General features: G+C 76.1%; 14 protein-coding genes. 2 read left to right on the top strand and 12 right to left on the bottom strand.

What is annotated here, in order from left to right; all coding sequences use genetic code 11:
- Positions 1-4 precede the first annotated feature (4 nt).
- Complete coding sequence (gene eccB / locus AB0B63_RS05270; RefSeq protein ID WP_357014745.1) at positions 5-1399, top strand: type VII secretion protein EccB; 1395 nt, start codon at positions 5-7, stop codon at positions 1397-1399.
- 87 nt (positions 1400-1486) lie between these two features.
- Here eccB and AB0B63_RS05265 read toward each other — a convergent pair whose 3' ends face one another.
- The 3 genes from AB0B63_RS05265 to AB0B63_RS05255 are packed head-to-tail and all read right to left on the bottom strand — an operon-like array spanning position 1487 to position 4891.
- Complete coding sequence (locus AB0B63_RS05265) at positions 1487-2890, bottom strand: S8 family serine peptidase (RefSeq protein ID WP_357014743.1); 1404 nt, start codon at positions 2888-2890, stop codon at positions 1487-1489.
- A 19-nt stretch (positions 2891-2909) separates the two neighbouring features.
- A complete protein-coding gene (locus AB0B63_RS05260) occupies positions 2910-3890 on the bottom strand; it encodes an SMI1/KNR4 family protein (protein WP_357014741.1) in 981 nt (326 codons plus the stop codon).
- The gene (locus AB0B63_RS05255; RefSeq protein WP_357014739.1) at positions 3887-4891 is read right to left on the bottom strand and encodes an SseB family protein; all 1005 of its coding nucleotides are present in this window, start codon (positions 4889-4891) and stop codon (positions 3887-3889) included. Before AB0B63_RS05255 ends, AB0B63_RS05260 begins: the two co-directional genes overlap by 4 nt.
- Positions 4892-5018: 127 nt before the next feature.
- Here AB0B63_RS05255 and AB0B63_RS05250 point away from each other — a divergent pair, with 127 nt between their 5' ends.
- Entirely contained in the window at positions 5019-5486 is a 468-nt protein-coding gene (locus AB0B63_RS05250) for a hypothetical protein (protein WP_357014737.1), read from the top strand.
- Between the two features lie 19 nt (positions 5487-5505).
- Here AB0B63_RS05250 and AB0B63_RS05245 read toward each other — a convergent pair whose 3' ends face one another.
- From AB0B63_RS05245 to AB0B63_RS05205, 9 genes are all read right to left on the bottom strand, one after another.
- Complete coding sequence (locus AB0B63_RS05245) at positions 5506-6054, bottom strand: hypothetical protein (RefSeq protein WP_357014735.1); 549 nt, start codon at positions 6052-6054, stop codon at positions 5506-5508.
- Positions 6051-6611, bottom strand: coding sequence for a hypothetical protein (locus AB0B63_RS05240; protein ID WP_357014733.1), 561 nt, complete (start codon positions 6609-6611; stop codon positions 6051-6053). The genes AB0B63_RS05245 and AB0B63_RS05240 overlap by 4 nt, the downstream gene beginning before the upstream one ends.
- The gene (locus tag AB0B63_RS05235; RefSeq protein WP_357014731.1) at positions 6608-6838 is read right to left on the bottom strand and encodes a hypothetical protein; all 231 of its coding nucleotides are present in this window, start codon (positions 6836-6838) and stop codon (positions 6608-6610) included. Before AB0B63_RS05235 ends, AB0B63_RS05240 begins: the two co-directional genes overlap by 4 nt.
- Before the next feature lie 103 nt (positions 6839-6941).
- Positions 6942-7640: a hypothetical protein gene (locus AB0B63_RS05230; protein ID WP_357014729.1), complete on the bottom strand. Its 699-nt coding sequence runs from the start codon at positions 7638-7640 to the stop codon at positions 6942-6944.
- Positions 7641-7727: 87 nt separating this feature from the next.
- Positions 7728-8387, bottom strand: a complete 660-nt coding sequence (locus tag AB0B63_RS05225) for a hypothetical protein (RefSeq protein ID WP_208568086.1) — start codon at positions 8385-8387, stop codon at positions 7728-7730.
- 64 nt (positions 8388-8451) lie between these two features.
- Positions 8452-9012 carry a hypothetical protein gene (locus AB0B63_RS05220; RefSeq protein WP_357014727.1) on the bottom strand — a complete coding sequence of 187 codons (561 nt, stop codon included), beginning with the start codon at positions 9010-9012 and terminating at the stop codon, positions 8452-8454.
- Positions 9013-9095: 83 nt separating this feature from the next.
- Complete coding sequence (locus AB0B63_RS05215) at positions 9096-9464, bottom strand: hypothetical protein (protein WP_357014725.1); 369 nt, start codon at positions 9462-9464, stop codon at positions 9096-9098.
- 13 nt (positions 9465-9477) lie between these two features.
- Positions 9478-9837, bottom strand: coding sequence for a hypothetical protein (locus tag AB0B63_RS05210; protein ID WP_357014723.1), 360 nt, complete (start codon positions 9835-9837; stop codon positions 9478-9480).
- Positions 9838-9896: 59 nt separating this feature from the next.
- Positions 9897-19499 carry a glycosyltransferase gene (locus AB0B63_RS05205; RefSeq protein WP_357014721.1) on the bottom strand — a complete coding sequence of 3201 codons (9603 nt, stop codon included), beginning with the start codon at positions 19497-19499 and terminating at the stop codon, positions 9897-9899.
- Positions 19500-19513: the final 14 nt, after the last annotated feature.

Genomic DNA, 19513 nt, shown 5'->3' with positions numbered 1-19513 from the left:
GACGATGACGACCCGCCGCGACCAGCTCCAGTCCTACCAGTTCATGACCCAGCGGGTGATGTCCGCGTTCGTGATGCGCGAGACCGACCCGCAGCAGTCGCCGCTGCGTCGGGGCATCGGCGCGTTGTTCGGCGGCCTGATGGTGGCCGTCCTGGTCGCCGCCGGGGTGGGCATCTACGGGTTGCTCACCAAGGTCGGCGGGGACAGTTGGCGCAAGCCCGGCTCGGTGGTGGTCGAGAAGGAGACCGGCGCCACCTACGTCTATCTGGACGGCCGGCTGCACCCGACGCTCAACTACGCCTCCGCGTTGCTGGCCACCGGTCGCCCCGGCACCCCCGTGGTACGCGTCTCCAGCAGCACCCTCAGCGCGGTCCCCCGGGGTGTGACGATGGGCATCCCGAACGCCCCGGCCTCGCTGCCGGCAGCGGACCGGCAGGCGGGTCTGCCGTGGACGGTCTGCTCCGCCCCGGCGACCGACGACACCGGCCGCACCACCGACACGGTGACCCTGGCGCTGGCCGCCCGCCCGGTCGACGGGCGGGGCGTCGGCGACGACGGGCTGCTCGTCAAGGACGCCACGCTGGGCATGAACTACCTGGTCTGGCACGGCCGCCGGCACCTGGTGCAGGGTTCCCGGGTGGTCGTGCCCGCCCTGTTCGGGGCGGTCACCCCGACCCCCGTCGGCACCGCCTGGCTGAACGCGCTGCCCGCCGGGGTCGACCTCGCCGCCCTGCCCGTCGCCGACCGGGACGACCCGTCCCGGGAGGTGCCCGGCCGCCGCAACGGTGACGTGCTGGTCACCCAGACCGCTTCCGGCCCGCAGCACTACCTGGTGCTCACCGACGGGGTCGCCCCGATCACCCCGGTGCAGCAGGCCATCCAGACCGGCCAGTCGGGGCGGCAACCGGCGCCGGTCGCCGTCTCCGCGGTCACGGCCCTGCCGAAGAGCGGGCAGCTACCCCGCCCGGCGGACCGGGGCCAGCCGCCCGCCACCCCACCGAAGCTGCTCGGCCCGGAGCAGGGCCAGCAGCTCTGTGCCGCCACCTCCGACGCCGGCACCCCGCCGGCGCTGACCGTGGGCGGCACGCTGCCCGGCGCGGACCGGGCCGCGCCGACCGGATCCGTCTCCCCGGACGGCGTCCCGCTCGCCGACCGGATCGCCGCCCCCGCCGGCCGGGTCACCGTGCTGAAGCTGCTCGGCAGCCCCGGGGCCTACAGCATCGTCACCGACCTGGGCATCCGGTACGCGGTGCCGTCGGCCGAGGCGTTGCGCCTGCTCGGCTACCCCGCGGAGGGTGCGTTGGTGGTGCCGCCGAGCCTGACCATGCTGGTCCCGACCGGCCCGACCCTGGACCCACGGGGCGCGGTCCGTCCCGCCCCGGTCACCGTCGGGGGCTGACCGACCCCACCGGGCGTACCGGCCCGCCCGACCGCTGTCCCGGGCGGCCCGCCCCGGCCGGGCACGGCCCTGAACTGCGGGCGGTGTTCATCGGCCGGGGCCGGGTTCCGGGTCGTCGAAGAGCTGCACCGGGGGGCCCGGTTCGGTGGGCTGCGCCGACCGGGCGGGTGCCGGCGCGACGGCGGCCCGCCACCGGCGGCGGCGCACCCTGGGCAGGGTCAGTGCGACCGCACAGATCACCAGGACGGTGCCGAGGGCGAGCACGGCACCGGCCAGCGCGATCCGCCGGCTCTCCCGCAGCGCCGGGTCGGGCCGGTCGACGGCAGGCCGGAACCGGGGCAGCGGGGCGGGTCTGGCCTGCGGCAACAGTTGGTCGTTGAGCGCCCCGTACGGGTTGACCGTGCCGTGGCCGTACTCGGCGCGGTCGGCGCCGGGGACCGCCGTCACCGTCAACAGCCGGACCAGTTCGCTGCGCGGCGCACCGCCCCGCTTGGCCAGGGTGAGGGCGACCGCAGCGGCCACGAACCCGCACGCCAACGCGGTGCCGTCGGCGGCCTCGACCAGCCCGCTGCCGCGCTGGGTGGTGGTGACGGCGACGCCCGGCGCGACCAGGTCCAGGTACGGCCCGTACTGCGATTTCGGCCACCGCCGCCCGTCCGGGCCGATCGCCCCGACGGCGAGGACCTCCGGGTAGCCGGCCGGGTAGGACACCGGGTTACCGTCCCCGCCCCGGTCGCCGCTGGCACCCACCACCAGCACACCCCGGACGACGGCCCGCCGCACCGACGTCCGCAGGGCCGCACTGTCCCGGTCGGCGGCCACGGTCACCGCGACCACCCGGGCACCCCGGTCGACGGCCCAGTCGATGCCCCGGGCCAGCACCCCCGGGTCGACCGGGGCGGCACCGAACGCCCGGTCGTCGACCACCCGTACCGGCAGCACCCGGGCGCTCGGCGCGAGCCCCGCGAACGGCGACGGGCCGGCCTGCCGGGCGACGATCAGCCCGGCCACCCGGGTGCCCTGGCCGGTGCAGTCGGTGTCGGCCCGGCCGCTGCCCCGGACCGCGTCGTAGCCGGGCTCGACCCGACCCCGCAACTGCGGGTGGTCACCGTCCACTCCGGAGCCGAGCACCGCGACGGTGACCCCGGCACCCTGGCTGAACGGCCACACCTGTTCCGGGGCGAGCACCTGCTGGGCCCAGGACGGCGCGGCGACCTGCCCACCGGCCTGCGCACAGTCGGGTGCCGCCGCGGCGGGCGGCACCGGCCCGGCCAGCAGTCCGGCGGCGAGCCCGACGACCACCCCACCCGCCACCCGACGCCGGCCCGCCCGGGCCGGGCCGCCCGTCGCCGGCCTGCCGGCCACCGGACCACCCGACCGGGTCACGCCGTCGGTCGCCGGACCACCCGACCGGTGCGGGTCGGCGATGACCGTCCGGCCCCGTGCCTGCGGGGCGTCCGGCTGTCGCCCGCGCCGTCCGTACCCCGTCATGTGTTCCTCCGTCCCGGCCTCACGCCGCCGGCCGCCGGCGGGCCGGCGGCAACGCCGACCCGGTCCGCTCGTCCTCGACCCGGGTCACCCGCCCCCCGGCCACCGCCTCCACGGCCAGGTCACGCAGCGGACCCGGGACCGCCCGCAGGGCGTGCCAGAAGACGCCGAAGCTGTCGGCGCAGCGGTGCAGCAGCCGGTTGCCGACGTCGGCGGCGGTGTCGTCGTCGCGGGCCCGGGGGTCGTCGTCGTCCCAGTACCAGAACGACCCCTCGTCGCCGCCGGCCACCCGGACGGCGAGCAGCCCACCCTGCACGTGCCCGACCGCCAGCCAGTCGGCGGTGAACCGGTCGGTGAACCAGGCGTTGGCGTGGCACAGGTCCTGCATCCGGTCCGCGCGGGCCACCCCGAACAGCGGCTGGTCGACCACGAAGCCGAACCGGGGGTGCACCGCCGGCCAGTCCGGCCAGCCACCGTTGGTGCGGGCCAGGAAGTCCCGGTAGCCGGCCGGCAGGGCGCAGCCGAGCCGCTGCTCGACGCGGGCCACCGCCGGTGGGCTGAGCCGTTCGGCGAACCGCAGCGGCGGCGGCTCGGCAGTCTCCACCGGCAGCCCGCGCCGCCGGGGGTCGGCGTCGCCGGTGCCCACCCCGCCCAGGTGCCGCAGCGCCACGTGCAACTCCGCCGGCACCAGCGCCACCCGCCGGCTGCGTGCCAGATGCGCCCAGACCCACCCCGCCGGGGTACGCCCGGACGCGTCCGGGTCGGCCGGGTCGGGTACGGCCAGGTTGGCGGTGAGCACGTCCAACACCCGGGCCGCGTCCACCCCGATGCCCGGCGGCAGTGGCGGCAGCTCGACCACCGCCCGCGCGTACGGCGTCCAGTCCGGAAAGCCGTACGGGTCGACCGGCACCCCCTGCCGGTAGCGGACCCGCAGCATCGGCGCGACCGGATGGACCACCCCGAAGGCGTACCGGGCACCGGGGATCAGCGTCGCCCCGCTCACCGGCCCCACCCGGCATCGGCCGGCCGCCCGGCGACGGCCCCGGCGGAGTCCGGGTCGTCGGTGGCGGCCCCGGCGCGGGTGACCTCGTCGGGGCCCGTCCCGTCGGGGGTGGGCCAGAGCAGGAGGAACGGCACCTGGTCGGCGGGGACGGTGATGCCGGCCGGGGAGTCCGGGTCGACGGCCAGGGCGTACCCCGGCGGCCAGACGGTGAGCAGGGCGGCCATCGTGGCCCGCAGGCTCGGCGTGCCGTCCGGGTAGGCCCGTGCGAAACGTTCCGGGGCGGTGAACACCTCGATCACCGGCGTCTCCCCCGCGTCGACCGCACGCCACGGGAAGTCCGGGTCGACCAGTAGGGCCGGGTCGGGCACCGGGGCACCGGTGGGGAGCACCACCAGCGCGTCGAGCAGCGCATCCAGGTAACCGACGGAGTCGCCCCGCTCGGCCGCGTCCCGCAACAGCGCGGCGGTGTCCGGCTCGTCCGCCGGGCCCGGGGCGGGTGCCGGTGGGGCGGGGGCAGCAGCCGGATCGTCCGACCCGTCGGCCGTCGCGGCGGCGATCTCGTCGTCAGCCGCCGCCTCGGCCAGCTCGGTGAGCAGCTCCGCCCCGGCGGGCACCGCCAGCTCCCCGTCCGCCGCCGCCCGGACCGCCTCCACCGGCAGGTACGCGTCCAGCGGGGTGCCCGGGTTGACCGCCAGCCGCCACCCGGCCACCGGCCACCGCTCGCACAGCTCGTCGTACCCGGTCACCGTGTACGCGTCGGCGACCCCGGCGACCTGCGGCACCATCGACTCCAGCGAGGTGAACACGGGCAGGAACGGCTGTCCGAAGAGGTCCATCGTGACGAACCGCTGACCGCCGTCGGCCGGGTCGTCGGCACGCAACTGCGGCAGGAACAGCTCGGCCCGGGTGAGGATGCGGAAGAACCCGGTGCGGTCGTCGTCGCGCGCCGCGCGCAGCAACGCCCGTTCGGTGTCGTTGGCCGGCTGCCACGACTCGTCCACGACGGGTCTCCTCCCTGCCCGGTGCCGACCTGAGCCTAGCGATGTCCCACCGGCGGGCGGGACCCGCAGCGGGCGCACGCTAGGCTACGGGCCGGTCGCCGTCCGCCGCCGTTGCGCAGGAGGTTCCATGCGACGTGTCGCCGCTGTCGCCGCTGTCGCCGCTGTGGCCGCCACTGTGGCCGGTTGTTCCGCCGGCCCGTCGCCCGCCCCCGCACCGGCCCCGGTGGAGTACGTCGTCACGCTCACCGTCGAGGTGGTCGGCGGCCGGGGTGGGCTGTTCGGGATGGCGGTCACCTGGGGACACAGCGCGCTGAAGACACAGTCCGCCACCAGCCTGACCTGGGCCTGGTCCCACGCGGTGACCCTGCGCTATCCCGACGTCGAACGGGTGTGGGTGTCGGCGACGCCGCAGGTCCGCCCGGGGGTCGACGAGCGGTTGGCGTACGCCGGCGGGATCCCGACGTTGCACTGCACGATCCTGCTCGGCGACCGGCTCGTGCAGGACCAGACCAGCATCTCCCCGACGTGCGTGGCGAACCTGTCGGCTGGCAGCGCCCCCACCCCCGCGCGGCCGTCGGGCGGCACCGCCGACTGACCGCCTCCACCCCGACGGCTCAGCCCAGGCGGCGCAGCGCCCCCACGTACGCCGACCGCACCGCGGCCAGCCGACCGGCCCGGAAGCGCCCCGGTTCCCGCTGGTAGACGGTGCGGCCCAGCGCCGTCCAGACCGCCGTGAACGGCACCCGGGCCCCGCCGGGCGGCACGAACTTCACCACCTCGTCGAGCGCGGCGACGGCGGCGGTCAGCCGGGACCGGCACCGCCGACGGTCCGCCTCCGGCAGGGTCCGCGCCCCGGCCGGCACCGCCCGGGCGTGCTGCTCGGCCACCCACAGCCACTCCCCGGCGTCGATCAGCCGGGACGGCTCCGGGCCGCCGTACCGGAAGCCCTCCTCGACGTCGACGGGCCCGGCGGGCAGCCGGAACAGGAACTCGCGGGCCGCGCCGCACCCCTGGCACGCGCCGGTGTAGCGGCGGGCCAGGTCGCCGTCGGGCAGGGTGAGCACGGTGGAGGCGCGCGGGAAGCGCCCCTGCCCGCAGCCGCACGGTTGCAGGTCCATGTAGAGGTGGGCCTCGTGGGTGGAGCGCGCGGCCAGCGGCGTCACGCCGGGCTCCACGGCATGTGGTCGAGGTGGAAGTCCCGGACCACCTCGATCCGGCGACGACGGAACCGCCCCGGCTCCCGCTGGTAGACCGTCCGCCCCCGGGTCGACCAGAAGGCCGCCTCCGGCACCGCGTCGCCGGTCTCAGGCAGGAACTTACGGACCTCCTCCAGGGCGGCCACGGCGGTCCACCGCAGGTCCGCCGCCTCGGCGTCGTCGCCCTGCCGCTCGGCCACCTCCGCCGCCTCCCCGCACCAGTCGGCGACGAGCAGCCACTCACCGGGGTCGAGTAGGGCGGACGGCTGCGGGCCGCCGAACCTGCTGCGGGGGTGCGGACCGGCGTCGGCGGGTGCCGTCCGCCCCTCGGGCAGGGCGAAGAGGAACTCGCGCTGCTCGTGGCATTCGGCGCACCGACCGGAGTACCGGTACGCCGGTCGGGACTCCCGCGTCGTCGCCGTCGCGGTCCAGGCGGCCTCCATCGACCCGCACCGGCCGCACGGGTGCAGCTCCAGGTAGAGGTCGACCTCGTCCCGGGTCCGGACGGCGGGCAGCAGTGTCACTCGGTGTCCCGGTAGTGGCCGGTGTCCGGGTCGAGGCCCATGATCTCCCGGGCCTGGCGCATGTACTCGCGCTGCGCCTGTGCCGACGGTGACCGACGCTGCGCCGAGTCGGCGCCCTCGGGGGTGAAGTCGACGTCGTCCACCTGGTGCGTGGCCTGCCACCGGGCGTGCAGGTCGGCCAGCGCGCGCAGCCGACGTTGCCGCTCCGGGTCGTCGGTCATCGCCATCGGGTCACCTCCGGATGCCGTCCGCCACCGGGCGGACCGCCCGCCCGGACCGACGGGCCGGGGCTGGTCTCTGCCGGCCGGCCGCTGCCGGCGCTCCGACCGGTCACGGCAGCGGACGCTCCACCCGCTCGGCGACCGTCTCCCGGACCCAGGTCGCCGCCCGGTCCGGTCCACCCGTCACCGTCCACCGGTACACGTCCACCGCGGAGCGGATCTCCAACAGGTAGTGGTTGTGTGAGAAGAACCGCAAGGTCCAGCCCCCGTCCGGGTCGGGCACGAAGGTCGGGGGCATCACCGGCGGTGCGTCCGGCACCGCGAGCACCTGGGTGAAATGGTCGGGGTCACGGATCAGCCAGCCGGCGCGGGTGCCCTCGGTCACCGAGAAGGGGCGCACCACCGAGCCGTCGATCGTCCACGCCGAGTACAGCTCACCCAGCAGCTCCGCGTACGCCGACGGCTCCAGCCCGGCACCCACCCGGCGGCCCAGCTCGGCCATCACCCCGGGCCGGTTGAGGTGCAGCGTCCCGCCCGACGTGGTGCGCAGCAGGCCATGGGTGACGAACATGGGTTGCCGTGCCGCCACCACCCGGACCGCCTCGGCCAGCCAGTCCGCGTCGACGACCGCCCACTGTGCCGGCCGGGCCCGGTAACGGAACCGGTCGGTCTTCACGGTGACCGACTCGGGGCCCACCCACACCTGTCCGGTGGCCTCGTCGGAGGCCAGCACGTACCGCTGGAGCGCCCCGGTCGTCCACTCCGTGTCCACCAGCAACCTCCCCATCCGGCCGTCGGCGCACGTCATTCTGCCACCCGACCCGCCAGGAGTCGGCCCGCGCGGCGCCCTGCCGGGTTCACCGCGTCCTACCGGTGTCACCGCCGTCGTCGTCGTTCAGGCGAGCGGCAGTCGGGTGCCGACCGTCCGGCGTGACCAGGACGCCGGTCCGGCCGGGCCACCGGTCACCTCCCACTCGTGGACGTCGACCGCCGCCGCCAGCGCCTCCAACAGGTGGTAGTCGTGCGACCAGAAGCGCAGCGTCCAGCTTCCGTCGGCCCGACCGGCGAACGTCGGGGGCCCGACCGGGGGTGCCGACGGCACCGGAAAAGCGGTGCGGAAGTGGTCCGGGTCGCGGATCAACCAGCCCGGCGGGAACCCGGGGGTCGCGGAGAACGCGTACCCGAACCGGCCGTCGAGCGTCGCGCCGGAGTAGAGGACGGCGAGCAGTTCGGCGTACGCCACCGGATCGAGGTCCACCCCTACCCGTCGGCCCAGCGCCGCCATCGTGGCCGGCGAATTCAACACCAGACCCGCACCGGCACGGGGGAACAGCAGGCCGACGGTGGTGGTCACGGCACCGTTCGTGCCGACCACCTCGATCACCTCGTCGACCCAGCTCTCCCGCGCCACCGCCCAGTCCGCCGGCCGCGCCTCGTAGCCCATCTGGGCCGTCTCCACCCCCAGCAGGGCCGGCCCGCCGAACGTCCGCCTCACCCGTTCGTCGGCGGTGAAGACGGCACGTTCGAGCATGTCGATCACCCGTTGGGTGTCCATCCACTCCTCCGTACCTGGCTGGGGTCGATCGGTAGGCCGGTGCGCCCGGCGGCGGACGCCCCGGTCACGACGGCACCCAGGGCATCCGGTTGAGGTAGAGGTCCAACAGGACCTGCAACCGGCGACGCCGGAACCGGCCGGGTTCCCGGTAGTAGACCGTACGGCCCCGCACCGACCAGAACACCGACTCGGGCACGGCGTCGGCGTCGGCCGGGAGGAACTTGCGCACCTCCTCGATCGCGGCCACGGCGGTCCACAGTGAGTCCGCCGCCCCGGTGTCGTCCCCCCCGGCGTCCGACGACGACCACGCCTCGACACACCAGTCGGCGACGAGCATCCACTCGCCGGGATCGAGCAGCAGGGAGGGCCGGTCCCCACCGAACCGGGTCCTCGGGCCTGGCCCCGGCGCGGCCGGTCCGTCGTCATCCCCGGACACCTCGAACAGGAACTCCCGGCTGTCGCCGCAGTCGGCGCAGGGGCCGGCGTACCGGTGGGCCCGCCGCGACCGGACCGTCACGGGCCCGTCCCGCCAGGCGGTCTCCATCGAGCCGCAGCGCGGGCAGGGGTGCAGGTCGAGGTAGACCTCGGCCTCGTCGCGGGTACGCGGCGCCGGCAGCAGGATCACGCCCCCCTCGCCGTACGGGGTCCCGTCCGGTCGGGGAACCGGCTCCGCCGTCCGCCACCGGTCGGGCCCGTCACCGGCCGGGGTCATCGGTCGGTACGGCGACGCAGGTCGTCGGCCAGCTCGCGGGCCAGCGCGCTGAGCGAGCCGTCGGAGCGGACCGGGCCACAGCTGAATCCGGGCCGGACCCTGGCCGCCAACTCCCGCAGCATCGCCGCGACGACCAAGCCACGGGCGCTCGACATCGACACCAGCCCGGGGGCGGCCCGACCGAGCCGTTCCTCGGTCGGGCGTCCCGCGTCGACAGTCGCCCGCCACCGGGCGGCCTGCTCGTCGAGCCCGACCCTTCGCGCCGTCGTACGACCGCCGGCGTCCCGCTGGTAGTCGGGCCAGATCAGCAGCTCCCGGGTGGGGTCGGCCGGTGGGACCGGGACGGTCAGGTCGTCGTCGCTCATCACCACGTCCCCTTCAGTGACCGGTGCCCGACTCAAGGTGCCGGGCGAGCTGGGTCGCCAGCTCCGCCAGCGAATCGTCGGCCCGCACCGCCGGCGTGGACCTACCGGGCTCGACCCGGGCCGCGAACTCCTCCAGCAGGGCCGCCACCACGTGCGCCCGCGCGGTCGAGAAGGCGATCACGTCGTCGCCCTCCTCCGGCGCGTCCACCGTCGACTCGGCCGCCCGGCCGGACTCCAGGGCCCGCCGCCACAGGTCGGCCGCCTCGGCCAGCCCGATGGGCCGCCGTACGCCGGGCCCGTCGCCGGCCGGCCCGTGGTCGTACTGGCAGAGCAGGTGTACGGCGGTGTCCCGGTCCGGATCAGCGTCGGTCATCAGGCTGCGCCCCTCCCTCGTCGACACCTGCACGGTCGGCCGGTCGGCTCCGTCCCACGCTAGCGGCCCGACGCCGGACGGTCGACGTCGGGAGACGGCACGTCGGGCGTCGGCGCGTCGGCGTCGCCGTCGTGCCCGGACCCGGTGCCGGCGGACTCAGGGCCGGACCCGGCATCCGGACGGGACCCGGCGTCCGGGCGGGACACCGGCCCCGGGCGGGACCCGGCTTCCGTCGGGCGTGTCAACACCTCCAGCAGCTCCCGGGCCGCGTTGCCCGGCGGATACCTGGCGTCGAGGTAGCGGCGCAGGTCGAGCGCCCGGTCACGCTGGGTCGACAGCTCGCCCAGGAGCCGCCGCACGTGCCCGGCCCACACCGGGACCCGCTCGTCGGCCACCCGGTCCAGCAGCGCCCGCTGGTCCGCCGGGTCCACCGTGCCGTCCGGGCGGGTGATCGCCGCGAGTCCGCTCCGCCACGCGGCGACGGTGACCCCGTCCCGTACCGTGGCCGCCTCGCCCAGGGCGGCCGGCACGTACCTCGGGTCGCCGAAGAACAGTCCCGCGCCGGTGCCCTCCCCGACCAGCACGGGCACCCCGGCCCGGGCGGCCTCACTGGCCACCAGGCCGAAGCCCTCGTGGATCGACGGCATCAGCACCAGGTCGGCGGTGTACAGGTCGGTCATCAGCTCCGGGCTGCCCGGTTTCACGAACGGCAGCACCCGGATCCCGGTCCCGGCGAGGTGGGCGAGCCGTTCGGTCTGCGCCGCCACGTCGGCGGGGGGCGCACCGCGCACGGTGAGCCGGACGTCGACCCCCTCGGCACGCAGGTGACGGATCAGCTTCGCGGCGAAGTCGATGCCCTTGATCGGGTCGGTGGCGCGACCCTGGACGACCAGGTCGAAGCCCACCTTGTCGGCCGGCCGGACGGCCGGCTCGCCCGGCAGGCGGGGCATGTCCGAGACGATCTCGTGGGTACGGGGCGGGTGGGCCGTCCCCTCCCCGGCCAGCCGGGCCGCCTCCTGACCGAGCAGCGGACCCAACCCGGTCACCAGGTCGGCACCGGCCATCAGGCGACGTTCCGTCTCGGCGTGTCCCAGGCCCTCACCCGGGTTGCCCCGCAGACCGTCGAGCACCTCCGGCGCGGTGTGCAGCACGTGGACGTAGCGGGCCCCGGGGTAGAGCTGCTCCACCAGCAGCCGGGCCACGCCACCGCTGAACCGCGAGTGGCCGACCACGACGTCCACCTCGGGCGGCAGGTTCTCGAAGAGCATCAGCAGCGCCCTCGTGTCGGGCAGGCCCTTGGCGTCCAGCACCCCCCACACCGGCCGTACGCCCGTCACCTCCAGGTTGTCGGCGACGCGTTCCCGGACCAGTTCCGGCTGGTCCGGGTCGACCGCGGACACCCGCGCGTGCACCTGCGCCCCGGCCGCCGCGAACGCCTCGGTCAGCTCCCGGTTGGCCGTCGGCACCCCGCCGAGCTTCGAGTGCCACTCGGTGCAGGTGGTCATCACCCGCAGCCGCCCGGCGGTCTCCCCGGTCGGGGCCGGGTTCCGACGCACCACCTCGTACGGGGAGAGTTCGCCGAACCAGTCGCCGTCGGCGACCCGGCCGGCCCGCACCCCGGCCGCCGCCAGACCGTCGTGCACGACCTGCGCGGTCACCTCCGGCCCGAACCGTCCGGTGAGGTGCCCCCGCAGCTCCAGCGCGCGCTCGCGGCCGGCGACGGCGTGGTCGGTCAGCCCCTGGACGCGGTCCGCCCAGGCGGTGGGGGCGGACCGGGGTTCGTCGACCACGGAGTCCCGACCCAGGCCGGCCGGGACCCGGTCGGGGTCGGTGAGCAGCCGGCCGGCACCGGTCGCGCCGTCGACCAGGACGGGGACGCCGTGTTCGGCGGCGAGGACGAACCCGGGGTCGTAGCCGTCGCCCCGGGACGACGCCAGCACGACGTCCGCCGCGTGGAACGTCGCGGTGACCGCTTCCGCCTCCGTCGGCAGCGCACGGACCTCCACGAACGTGCCGGCGAGCGTGCTCAGCTCCCGGCTCAGCACCTGCCGCACGCCGGGGTCGGACTCCACACTGGTCACCACCAGCCGGGCACCGTCCAGACCCCGGGACCGCAACTCGGCCACCACCCGGGCGGCCTGGCGGTGGGCGGCCGAGTCGCCGTCGTACACCAGGAGCCTCGGGCCTGCGCCGGGGCCGTCACCGGCGGGCGGCACCGGGCGGGGCACGAACCCCGGCGTCACCTCGCGGATCTCCGGCATCCGCCCGCCCAGCCCGGTCAGTCCCTGCCGCAGCCCGTCCGCCACGTCCGGGCCGACGGCCACCACCAGGTCCGCCCGGGACAGCACCCGCAGGTGTTCCGGGTCGGTCGGCACCCGGTCGAGGAGCTGCACGACAGTGGCGTCCGGGTAGGCGTCCCGCCGGACGTCCGCGATGCCCGCCGTCTGCCCGTGGCCGACCAGCACGTCCACGTCGCCGGGCAGCCCGTCCGGGCGCAGCAGCGGGCTCAGCGGCCCGGTGACGCCCGGGACGGGATCCGCGCCGAACACCCGCACCCCGGGGGCCGGCGTGGACGACTGCGCCCCCGGCACCCGGATCCTCAGCTCGTCGCCGCGCCCACCGAGGGCCTCGGCCACCCGGTGCACCGTCCCGCCGGGGGCGACCCCCTCGGCGAAGCCGAGCATCCGCAGCGTCGGAGTCCGGGCCGGCGGGTCGGCGCCGACGAGCGCCTCCCGGCCGGCGTCGCTCAGCCGCCCGTCGAGCAACCGCAGCCGGGCCGCCAGGCCCGGATCGTCCGGGTGCAGCCCGAGATGGTCGCGTAGGGCCCGCAGTTCGGTGCGGGCGTACGCCGCCTGCGCCGGGTCGTGCAGCAGGTCGGCCAGCACCTCCGCCTCGGCCAGCCGGCCCAGGTCGTGCGGGCTCAGGCCGACGCCGTCGGCCAGCGCCCCGGGGGTCAACGCGTCCGGGGCGAACGGGTCCAGCCCACCGGCCGCCCGCTCGCTGATCGCGGTCAGCTCGGCGGCCTCGTGGGCGACGGCCCGCGCCACGGTGACGTCCGCCGCCCGGTCGGACAGTTCGATCCGCCACCCGCCCCCGTCCGGCGGGACGGTGCCGTGCGGCAGGTCCCGGCCGGCCGCGTCGACCGGCACCGACCGGGCCACCGCGCCGTCGGGCAGCGCGTCCGCCGGCACGGCGGTCAACTCCAGCCGTACGTCCCGCAGCGGGCTGTCGGCCGGCAACCGGCCCATGGTCTGCCGCAGGGCGTCGTCGCCGAGCTGCCGCACCAGCTCCGGCTCGGGGGTTTCCCGGCCGTACCCGTGGAACTGCGCGTCGGGGACGCGGGCCGCGGTGACCGGCGGATGGCCGCCGCTGAGCAGGCCGTGGATCGCCGACGGGTCGGGCACCCGGGGCAACCCGACGGTGTACGCCGAGCGGGGGTGCAGCGGGCCGGTGTCGCTGACCGGCTTGACGCCCTTCCAGTCCGCGCCGAGCAGGGCCCGCTTGCCGATCCACGAGGCGTCCCGCCCCCGGTGGTGCTCGCCCCAGCCGGCCTGGCTGATCTCGAACGGGGTCGGATACCGGCTGCTGCCGAAGGGGTGCCGGGCCGCCCGGTCCAGGATCTCCCGTCCCGCCTCCCGCTGCCGGTACGCCTCGGCGAGCACCCGCTGCGCATCGGTGGTGCCGTACCGCGCCCGGAGCCGGTCGGGGTCGACGGGGCCGTCGGTGGAGCGGCCGGCCAGCGCGATGTCGGCGTCCACCTCGCGCAGTTCGGCCCGGAGCCGGTCCAGCACGGCGTTCGCCCGGTGCCCGGTGTCCGGCGCCCAGTCGTACCCGTCGCGCGCCCACGCGTACCCGCCGACGGTGGAGGCGGCGTGCACCTCGATCCGCTGCACGCCCGATTCCCGGTACCAGTCCTCCAGGTAGGCGTTCCATTCCCGGGCGAAGCCCCTGCCCTGCACGCTCTCCGCGAGCCGCAGCGAGGTGTGCTCCACGAAGAGACTGCCGTCGTGGTCGCGGTGGAACGCCCGCACGACCCGCCCGACGCTGCCGTGTTCCGGATCGACGATGTCGGCCCGGACGATCACCTGGTCCTGGTGCACACTGACGCTGTACTCGTCGGCTAGGTCGAGGCGGAGCCGCAGGCCGGCGAACTCACGCCCGTCCAACTGGGCGGCGACCTCCGCGCGGACGACATCCGACCAGGCCGCCACCTCCTCGTCGGAGGAGGGGAGCAGTTCGTCCAGCGAGGGTCGGCGGTCCTCCTGCCGCCACCGGCGGTCGGTCCAGAGCTCGTCGTGACGGGAGTGGTCGCGTCCGTCGACGGACGGCCCGTCCTGCGGCCGGGCGGCCTCGGGGACCGGTTCCAGCTGGTGGACGGGGTAACCGCGCCGGGCGAGGTCGGCGTCGAACCGGTCCAGCTCCGCCCGGAGCCGTGCCTGGTCGATCGGGTCCGTCGCGGCGCGCAGTTCCTCCAGCGCGTACCGCCGTTCCTCGGCCCGCAGCAGGGTGGCGGCGTCCACCGCCGGGACGGGCGGCCGGGGCCCACCCCGGGCAGGCCCGACCTCCCCCGGCGACCAGGGTCCGTCGGACGCCCAGGGTCGCGGGTCACCGGGAGGCTGCCGGTCGACCGGAGCGTCCTGCGGATCGTCGCCCCAGGGCCGCGCCTGCGGGGCCTCCGCCGTCTGGAACACACCGGCGACCCGGTCGACCATGCGCCGCAGCCCACCCCGGGGCCGTTCGGGAACCGGATCGGACGGTCGGAACCCGGGACGGTCCGCCGGGCTCCCGGGACCCCACTCCGCGAGCGGCGGCGGTCCGGCGGAATCCGGGGGGACGGTCGGGGCGGGGCCGCCCCGGTCGCGGAGCGGCGGCTCCACCCGTCCCGCCTGTTCCCTGCCCAGGGTGTCCAGGTCGAGGCCGTACCGTTCGGCGACGTCGCGGCTCATCGGGCCGTGGAGGGTGCCCTGTCGTCGCTGCTCCGCGAGTGGGTGGGTGGCCTCCTCAATGGCATGCCGGGCCCGTTCCACGAAGCTCTCCGGTGGCAGCTCGGCGAGCCGCCGGAGCATGTCCGGCGAGAGCGCCGACCGGCTGGAGGGCGCGACGTAGCGGCTGGCGACGTACTCCTGGAGCTCCCGGGGGGTGAGGTCGGCCAGCGACCGGTAGCCGTCGGAACGCGGCAGGCGCGGGTCCGAGGCATGGTCGGTCGACCGGAATCCGGCGAGTCCCCGCAGGAACTGCTGCTGCACGGTGAACGCCTGGAACTCGCCCTCGAAGCGCAGGCCGACCAGGGCGGCGTCCCGCGCGGCACGCGGAAGCCGGCCCTCGGCCACCGCTTCGAGCAGGTGCGCCCCGATGTGGTCCGGGTTCGGTTGGAGGCGGTGCATGCCCTCGTGCAGCACGGTCGCGGCGAGGGCGCTGATCGGTCGCGGTCGCCCGCCGTCCTCGGCGGCGACGAAGGTCAGTCCGTGCCGGGAGTCGAAACCGCCCCGCGCGCCCTGCGCGATCCACTGTTCGAGGGCGGGCGTGTACGCCTCGGCCGGCACCAGGGCGCGGGCGGAGTCGGGGGCCTTCGGGATGACGCGGTCGAAGGTGTCGGCCGCGTGCCGCTCGAACGCCGGCCCGAGCACGTCACCGATCTTCGCCACCGCGATCGCCTGGTCGATGACGTGGAACCGGTGGGTGACCGGGTCCACGCTGACCACCCGGTGCGCCATCTCGACGGAGTTGAGCGGATCCACCCCGTCCAGGTCCCGCCAGCCAGGGTCGGCGTGTTCCCCGCCCCGGGAGAAGTCCCGCCAGTCGCGGTAGCGGTCGGCGTACCCGTCGACCGCCCGGCTCAGCGCGCGTACCTCCCGGACGACGTCACCGAGCGGGCCGCCGTCGCGGGCCCGGTCGGCGGCCGCCTGCAACCGGTCGGCCTGCCCGGCCACCGCGTCGAGGTCGGCGAGCCGGCCGGCGACCGCCGCCTGCGGGTACCGGGCCAGCAGGTGCTCCTTGGCCCTGCCCACCAGCTCGTGCACCTGCTCGGGCAGCTCCGCGCCGGTCCGGGTGCGGTGGGCGGGGAAGTTGCCGCTCGGCGCGAGTTCCTGGCTGATCGGCAACTCGTCGCCCACCCGAGGTGGGACGGCGGGCGGTGTGGCGTTCGGGTCGGCCGGGGTCCGCTGCGCGACCAGCGCGGTCGTCTCCGCGCGCAGCCGGGCCACCACGGCGTCGGTCTCCGCCTGGCTGCGCGGCAGGTAGGAGCCGTCCTGCTGGCGCACCGCGAGGTGTTCCCGGGCCCAGTCCCGCAGTTGCCCGGGGGTCGCCGGGTCGCCGGCGAGCAGGCCGCGCACGGTGTCCGGGGTCAGCGGCGTCGGCGGTGCCGGCGCGGGGGCGGCGGCGTCCCGGAAACCGACCGCGTCGGCGTCCAGCACCGGCGGGTCGGGCCGCACCGGTGCCTCCAGCGCCGCGAGCGACGGCTCCGGCGGCGTCCGCACCGGTCCGGGTCGCGTCGGCCCGTCCGGCGACGTCGCCCCGTCCCGTCCCCCGTCCGGTACGCCGTCCGTCGGCACGCCGTCCGCCACCACGCCGTCCGCCGGTACGCCGGACCGGCCGGGATCGACGGGGCGGTCGAGCACCTGGTGGATCTCGTGGTGCAGGGTGCGCCAGGCGTCGCCGAGTTGCCGGTCGACGAAGGCGGCCCGTGCGGCCGGGTCGGCCGGCAGGTGCTCCGGCAGGACGACCCCGGCCGGGTCCCGCTGCACCCACTGCCCGTGCTCGACCGTCATTCCCGGCCGCAGCACCACCGGTTGCCCGGGTGGCAGCGCCGAGTTGACCTGGAGCACCACCCCGACCCGCAACCCGTCCGGGTACTCGACGGTGAGCAGCCGGGACGACTCGTCCCAGCTGGCCCGGTGCGGCTGGTCCACCGGCCCGGCGTCCCGGCCGGCCAGCAGCTGACCGACGTGCCCGTCGAACGTCGACCGCACCACCTCGGGCAACGGCACCGAGGGCCCGATCGGGTGCGACCCGGCCGGTACCAGCTCGACCGGGACGTGTCCCTGCGCTACGCCGCGTAGCTGCCCCCCGGCGGCCAGCTCGCCGCCTCGGCCTGCATCCGCAGGATCTTGCCGTACGCCTTCCGGTATTGCATGTCCGCCGGCCCGTCCAGCACCTGCCCCTCCCGGGACGCCTTCTGGATGACCAGCCGACGGTCCTTCTCCGGGTAGCCGAAGCTGTACTCGACCTCCCGACTGTCCTTCCGGACCAGTTCGAAGTCCACCAGAATCGCCATCACCGGTTCTTCTCGGCCACGAGTTGTCCAGGTCCTCTCCGGTCCGGCCGGGCGCGACCCGGGGACGGATCGAGGCCCCGGTCTGCGCGTCCTGCTCCTCGGGCCACCGGTTCTCCGCCCCACGATCCTCGGGGGGCCGGTCCTGCGGGTGCCGGGCGGTGGCCGGGCGGTCCCCGGGGCGGGAGTGGTCCGGGCGGGTGTCGGCCCGGACAGGCTCGGCGTCGCGGTGTCCCGGGTCGGCGTCACGGCGGACCGGCTCGACGTCGCGGGCGGGCGACGCGGGGTCGCGGCCGCCGGGGTCGACGTCGCGGCCGGGCGGCGGGCTGTCGGGGTGGGTGGGACCGCCGTCGACGGGACCGTGCGGCGGCGCGGTGTCGGGCAGCGTCGACCGGGTCGCCGGTTCACCGGCCGCCCGCTCGCCGGTCGGCGGGGTCGACTCCCCCACCACCCGGTCGCCACCCGGGCGGGACCACTCGCCAGGCGTCCGCTCAGCCCCGGGCCGCACCACGTCGGCAGACGGCCGGGCCGGGTCCACAGACGGGCGGGCCGGGTCGGCGAGGCGGGCCCCCGCCTCCGGGCTGCGTACCGGAGTCGGGTGGGCGGGCTGGCGCGGGCCGCCGCCGTCCCCGCCTCCGGTGCCGCCCACCAGGTCGGTGCGTTGCGGCAGGTCGGCCGGGGGCAGCTCGGGTCGCGGCGGGTGCGGGCCACCCGGGCCGCCGGGGGTGGGCCCGTCGCCGTCGACCACCGTCGGGTCGGGCGACCGGACGCCGTCGCGGGCGAGCACGGTGCCGTCGGCGGCGATCGCCCCGCCGTCGAGCCGTTGGCCGTCGCCGTCGACGTGGGCCCAGACCGCGCCCCGCTCGCTGTAGGTGACCCGCAGGCCGGCGGCCCGGTCGACGGCGGCCATTCCCTCGGGCAGCACCATCACGTCGCGCCCGATCCGCAGGTTCGTCCCGCCGACCCGGACGGTGTCCAGTTTGTTCTGCGCGCCGAAGATGACGCCGGCCTTGGCCCCCTCCGCGCCGCCGTGCAACATGTTCTGCAGGTCGAACTTCCCCTGCGCGGCGTCGGTCGCACCGGTCACCAGGGCGCCGGTGACCCCACCGCCGATGACGTGGCCGGGGATACCGCCGAACATGGACGCCCCGAACAGCCCACCCTGGACGGTGGAGACGCCGAGCTGACCGAGGTCGAGGCTGGCCCGTTCGCCCCCGGCGATCTGGTACATCTGGCCCAGCAGGTTGCCGCCGCCCATGAATCCCGCCCCGAACGCCACCCGCTGACCCAGGTACTTCGTCAGCTCCCGGCCGAAGGTGGTGGTGGCGATCTCACGGGTCGCGTACTGGCTCAGGGTGGCCCGGCTGAGCTGCTCGAACGCCTCGGTGCCGGCCAGGCGTACGCCGCCACGGGTGGCGAGGTCGGTGCCGACCCGGGCACCGAACTTGCGCAGCAACTGTTCCTCGATCTCCCGGGCGAGCTGGTTGCGGGCGGCGAGCAGGCTCCGCCCGGCCAGCCGTCGGGATTCCAGCCCGGCCTCCCGGCCGAGTTGACGCAGCAGTTCCCGGTTGGTGACGCCGCGCAGCCACTGACCGGCCATCCGGTCGGCGACCGACCGGGCGATGACGTTGCGCGGCAGGGTGTTGCGGGCCAGGGTGCCGGCACCCTGCCGGATCACCGTCGGCAGGGTCTGCCGGACGAAGGCGGGGACCTGGGTCCGCGCGAAGCGCGGCAGCTGGGTGGTGACCAGCCGGGGGACCTGGGTGCGGACCAGGTTCGGCAACTGGGTCCGCACGAGCGTCGGCAGGGTACGGGTCAGCAGCGCGGTCACCTCGGCGAGGGCGGCGCGGACGGAGATGCTGCCGATGGCCCGTACGGCGTTGGTGGCGGCGGCCCCGATCGCGGCGCGGCAGGCGGCGAACGCCCCCGGGATGCCGGCGGTGGACAGGCCGAGCGACGGGATGGCGGCGGCGACCAGCATGAACAGCGAGACGGCGAGCATGATCAGGCCGAGCAGGGCCATGAACTTCATCAGCTCGACCTGGAGGCCGAAGCTCTGTACCGCCTCCTCCATGGACGCGAGGGTGTCGACCGTGCCGGCGAGCGACTCCAGGTAGGACAACCATTCCCGGGTGAACACCTCGGCGGCCCCGTCGCCGCTCCAGTTGGTCAGGATGCCGTCGGCGGCGTGCACCGCCTCCTCGTAGAAGGCGGCGAGTTCCTGCGTCGCGGCACCCCAGGCGTCGGAAAGCTCATAGACGGCGTCGATGTCCGACTCGGGGATCTTGCCGATGAGGATCTCACCGACGGTGGAGCGGACGCCCGGGATGGCGGCTTCGAGGTCGGAGAACCACTCCAGGATCTCGGCGAGGGCGTGGTCACTCTCGCTCACGCGGGGTCCTCCCC

Source organism: Micromonospora sp. NPDC049081 (assembly GCF_040648835.1).
Classification (GTDB): domain Bacteria; phylum Actinomycetota; class Actinomycetes; order Mycobacteriales; family Micromonosporaceae; genus Micromonospora; species Micromonospora antibiotica.
The sequence above is the reverse complement of the archived record's forward strand: the minus strand, read 5'-3'. Positions and strand labels throughout refer to the sequence as shown.

Excerpts from the sequence above, each read along its gene's own strand:
- eccB (WP_357014745.1), top strand. The coding sequence starts at position 5 with ATGACGACCCGCCGCGACCAGCTCCAGTCCTACCAGTTCATGACCCAG.
- AB0B63_RS05265 (WP_357014743.1), bottom strand. The coding sequence starts at position 2,890 with ATGACGGGGTACGGACGGCGCGGGCGACAGCCGGACGCCCCGCAGGCA.
- AB0B63_RS05250 (WP_357014737.1), top strand. The coding sequence starts at position 5,019 with ATGCGACGTGTCGCCGCTGTCGCCGCTGTCGCCGCTGTGGCCGCCACT.
- AB0B63_RS05235 (WP_357014731.1), bottom strand. The coding sequence starts at position 6,838 with ATGGCGATGACCGACGACCCGGAGCGGCAACGTCGGCTGCGCGCGCTG.
- AB0B63_RS05230 (WP_357014729.1), bottom strand. The coding sequence starts at position 7,640 with ATGACGTGCGCCGACGGCCGGATGGGGAGGTTGCTGGTGGACACGGAG.
- AB0B63_RS05225 (WP_208568086.1), bottom strand. The coding sequence starts at position 8,387 with ATGGACACCCAACGGGTGATCGACATGCTCGAACGTGCCGTCTTCACC.
- AB0B63_RS05215 (WP_357014725.1), bottom strand. The coding sequence starts at position 9,464 with ATGAGCGACGACGACCTGACCGTCCCGGTCCCACCGGCCGACCCCACC.
- AB0B63_RS05210 (WP_357014723.1), bottom strand. The coding sequence starts at position 9,837 with ATGACCGACGCTGATCCGGACCGGGACACCGCCGTACACCTGCTCTGC.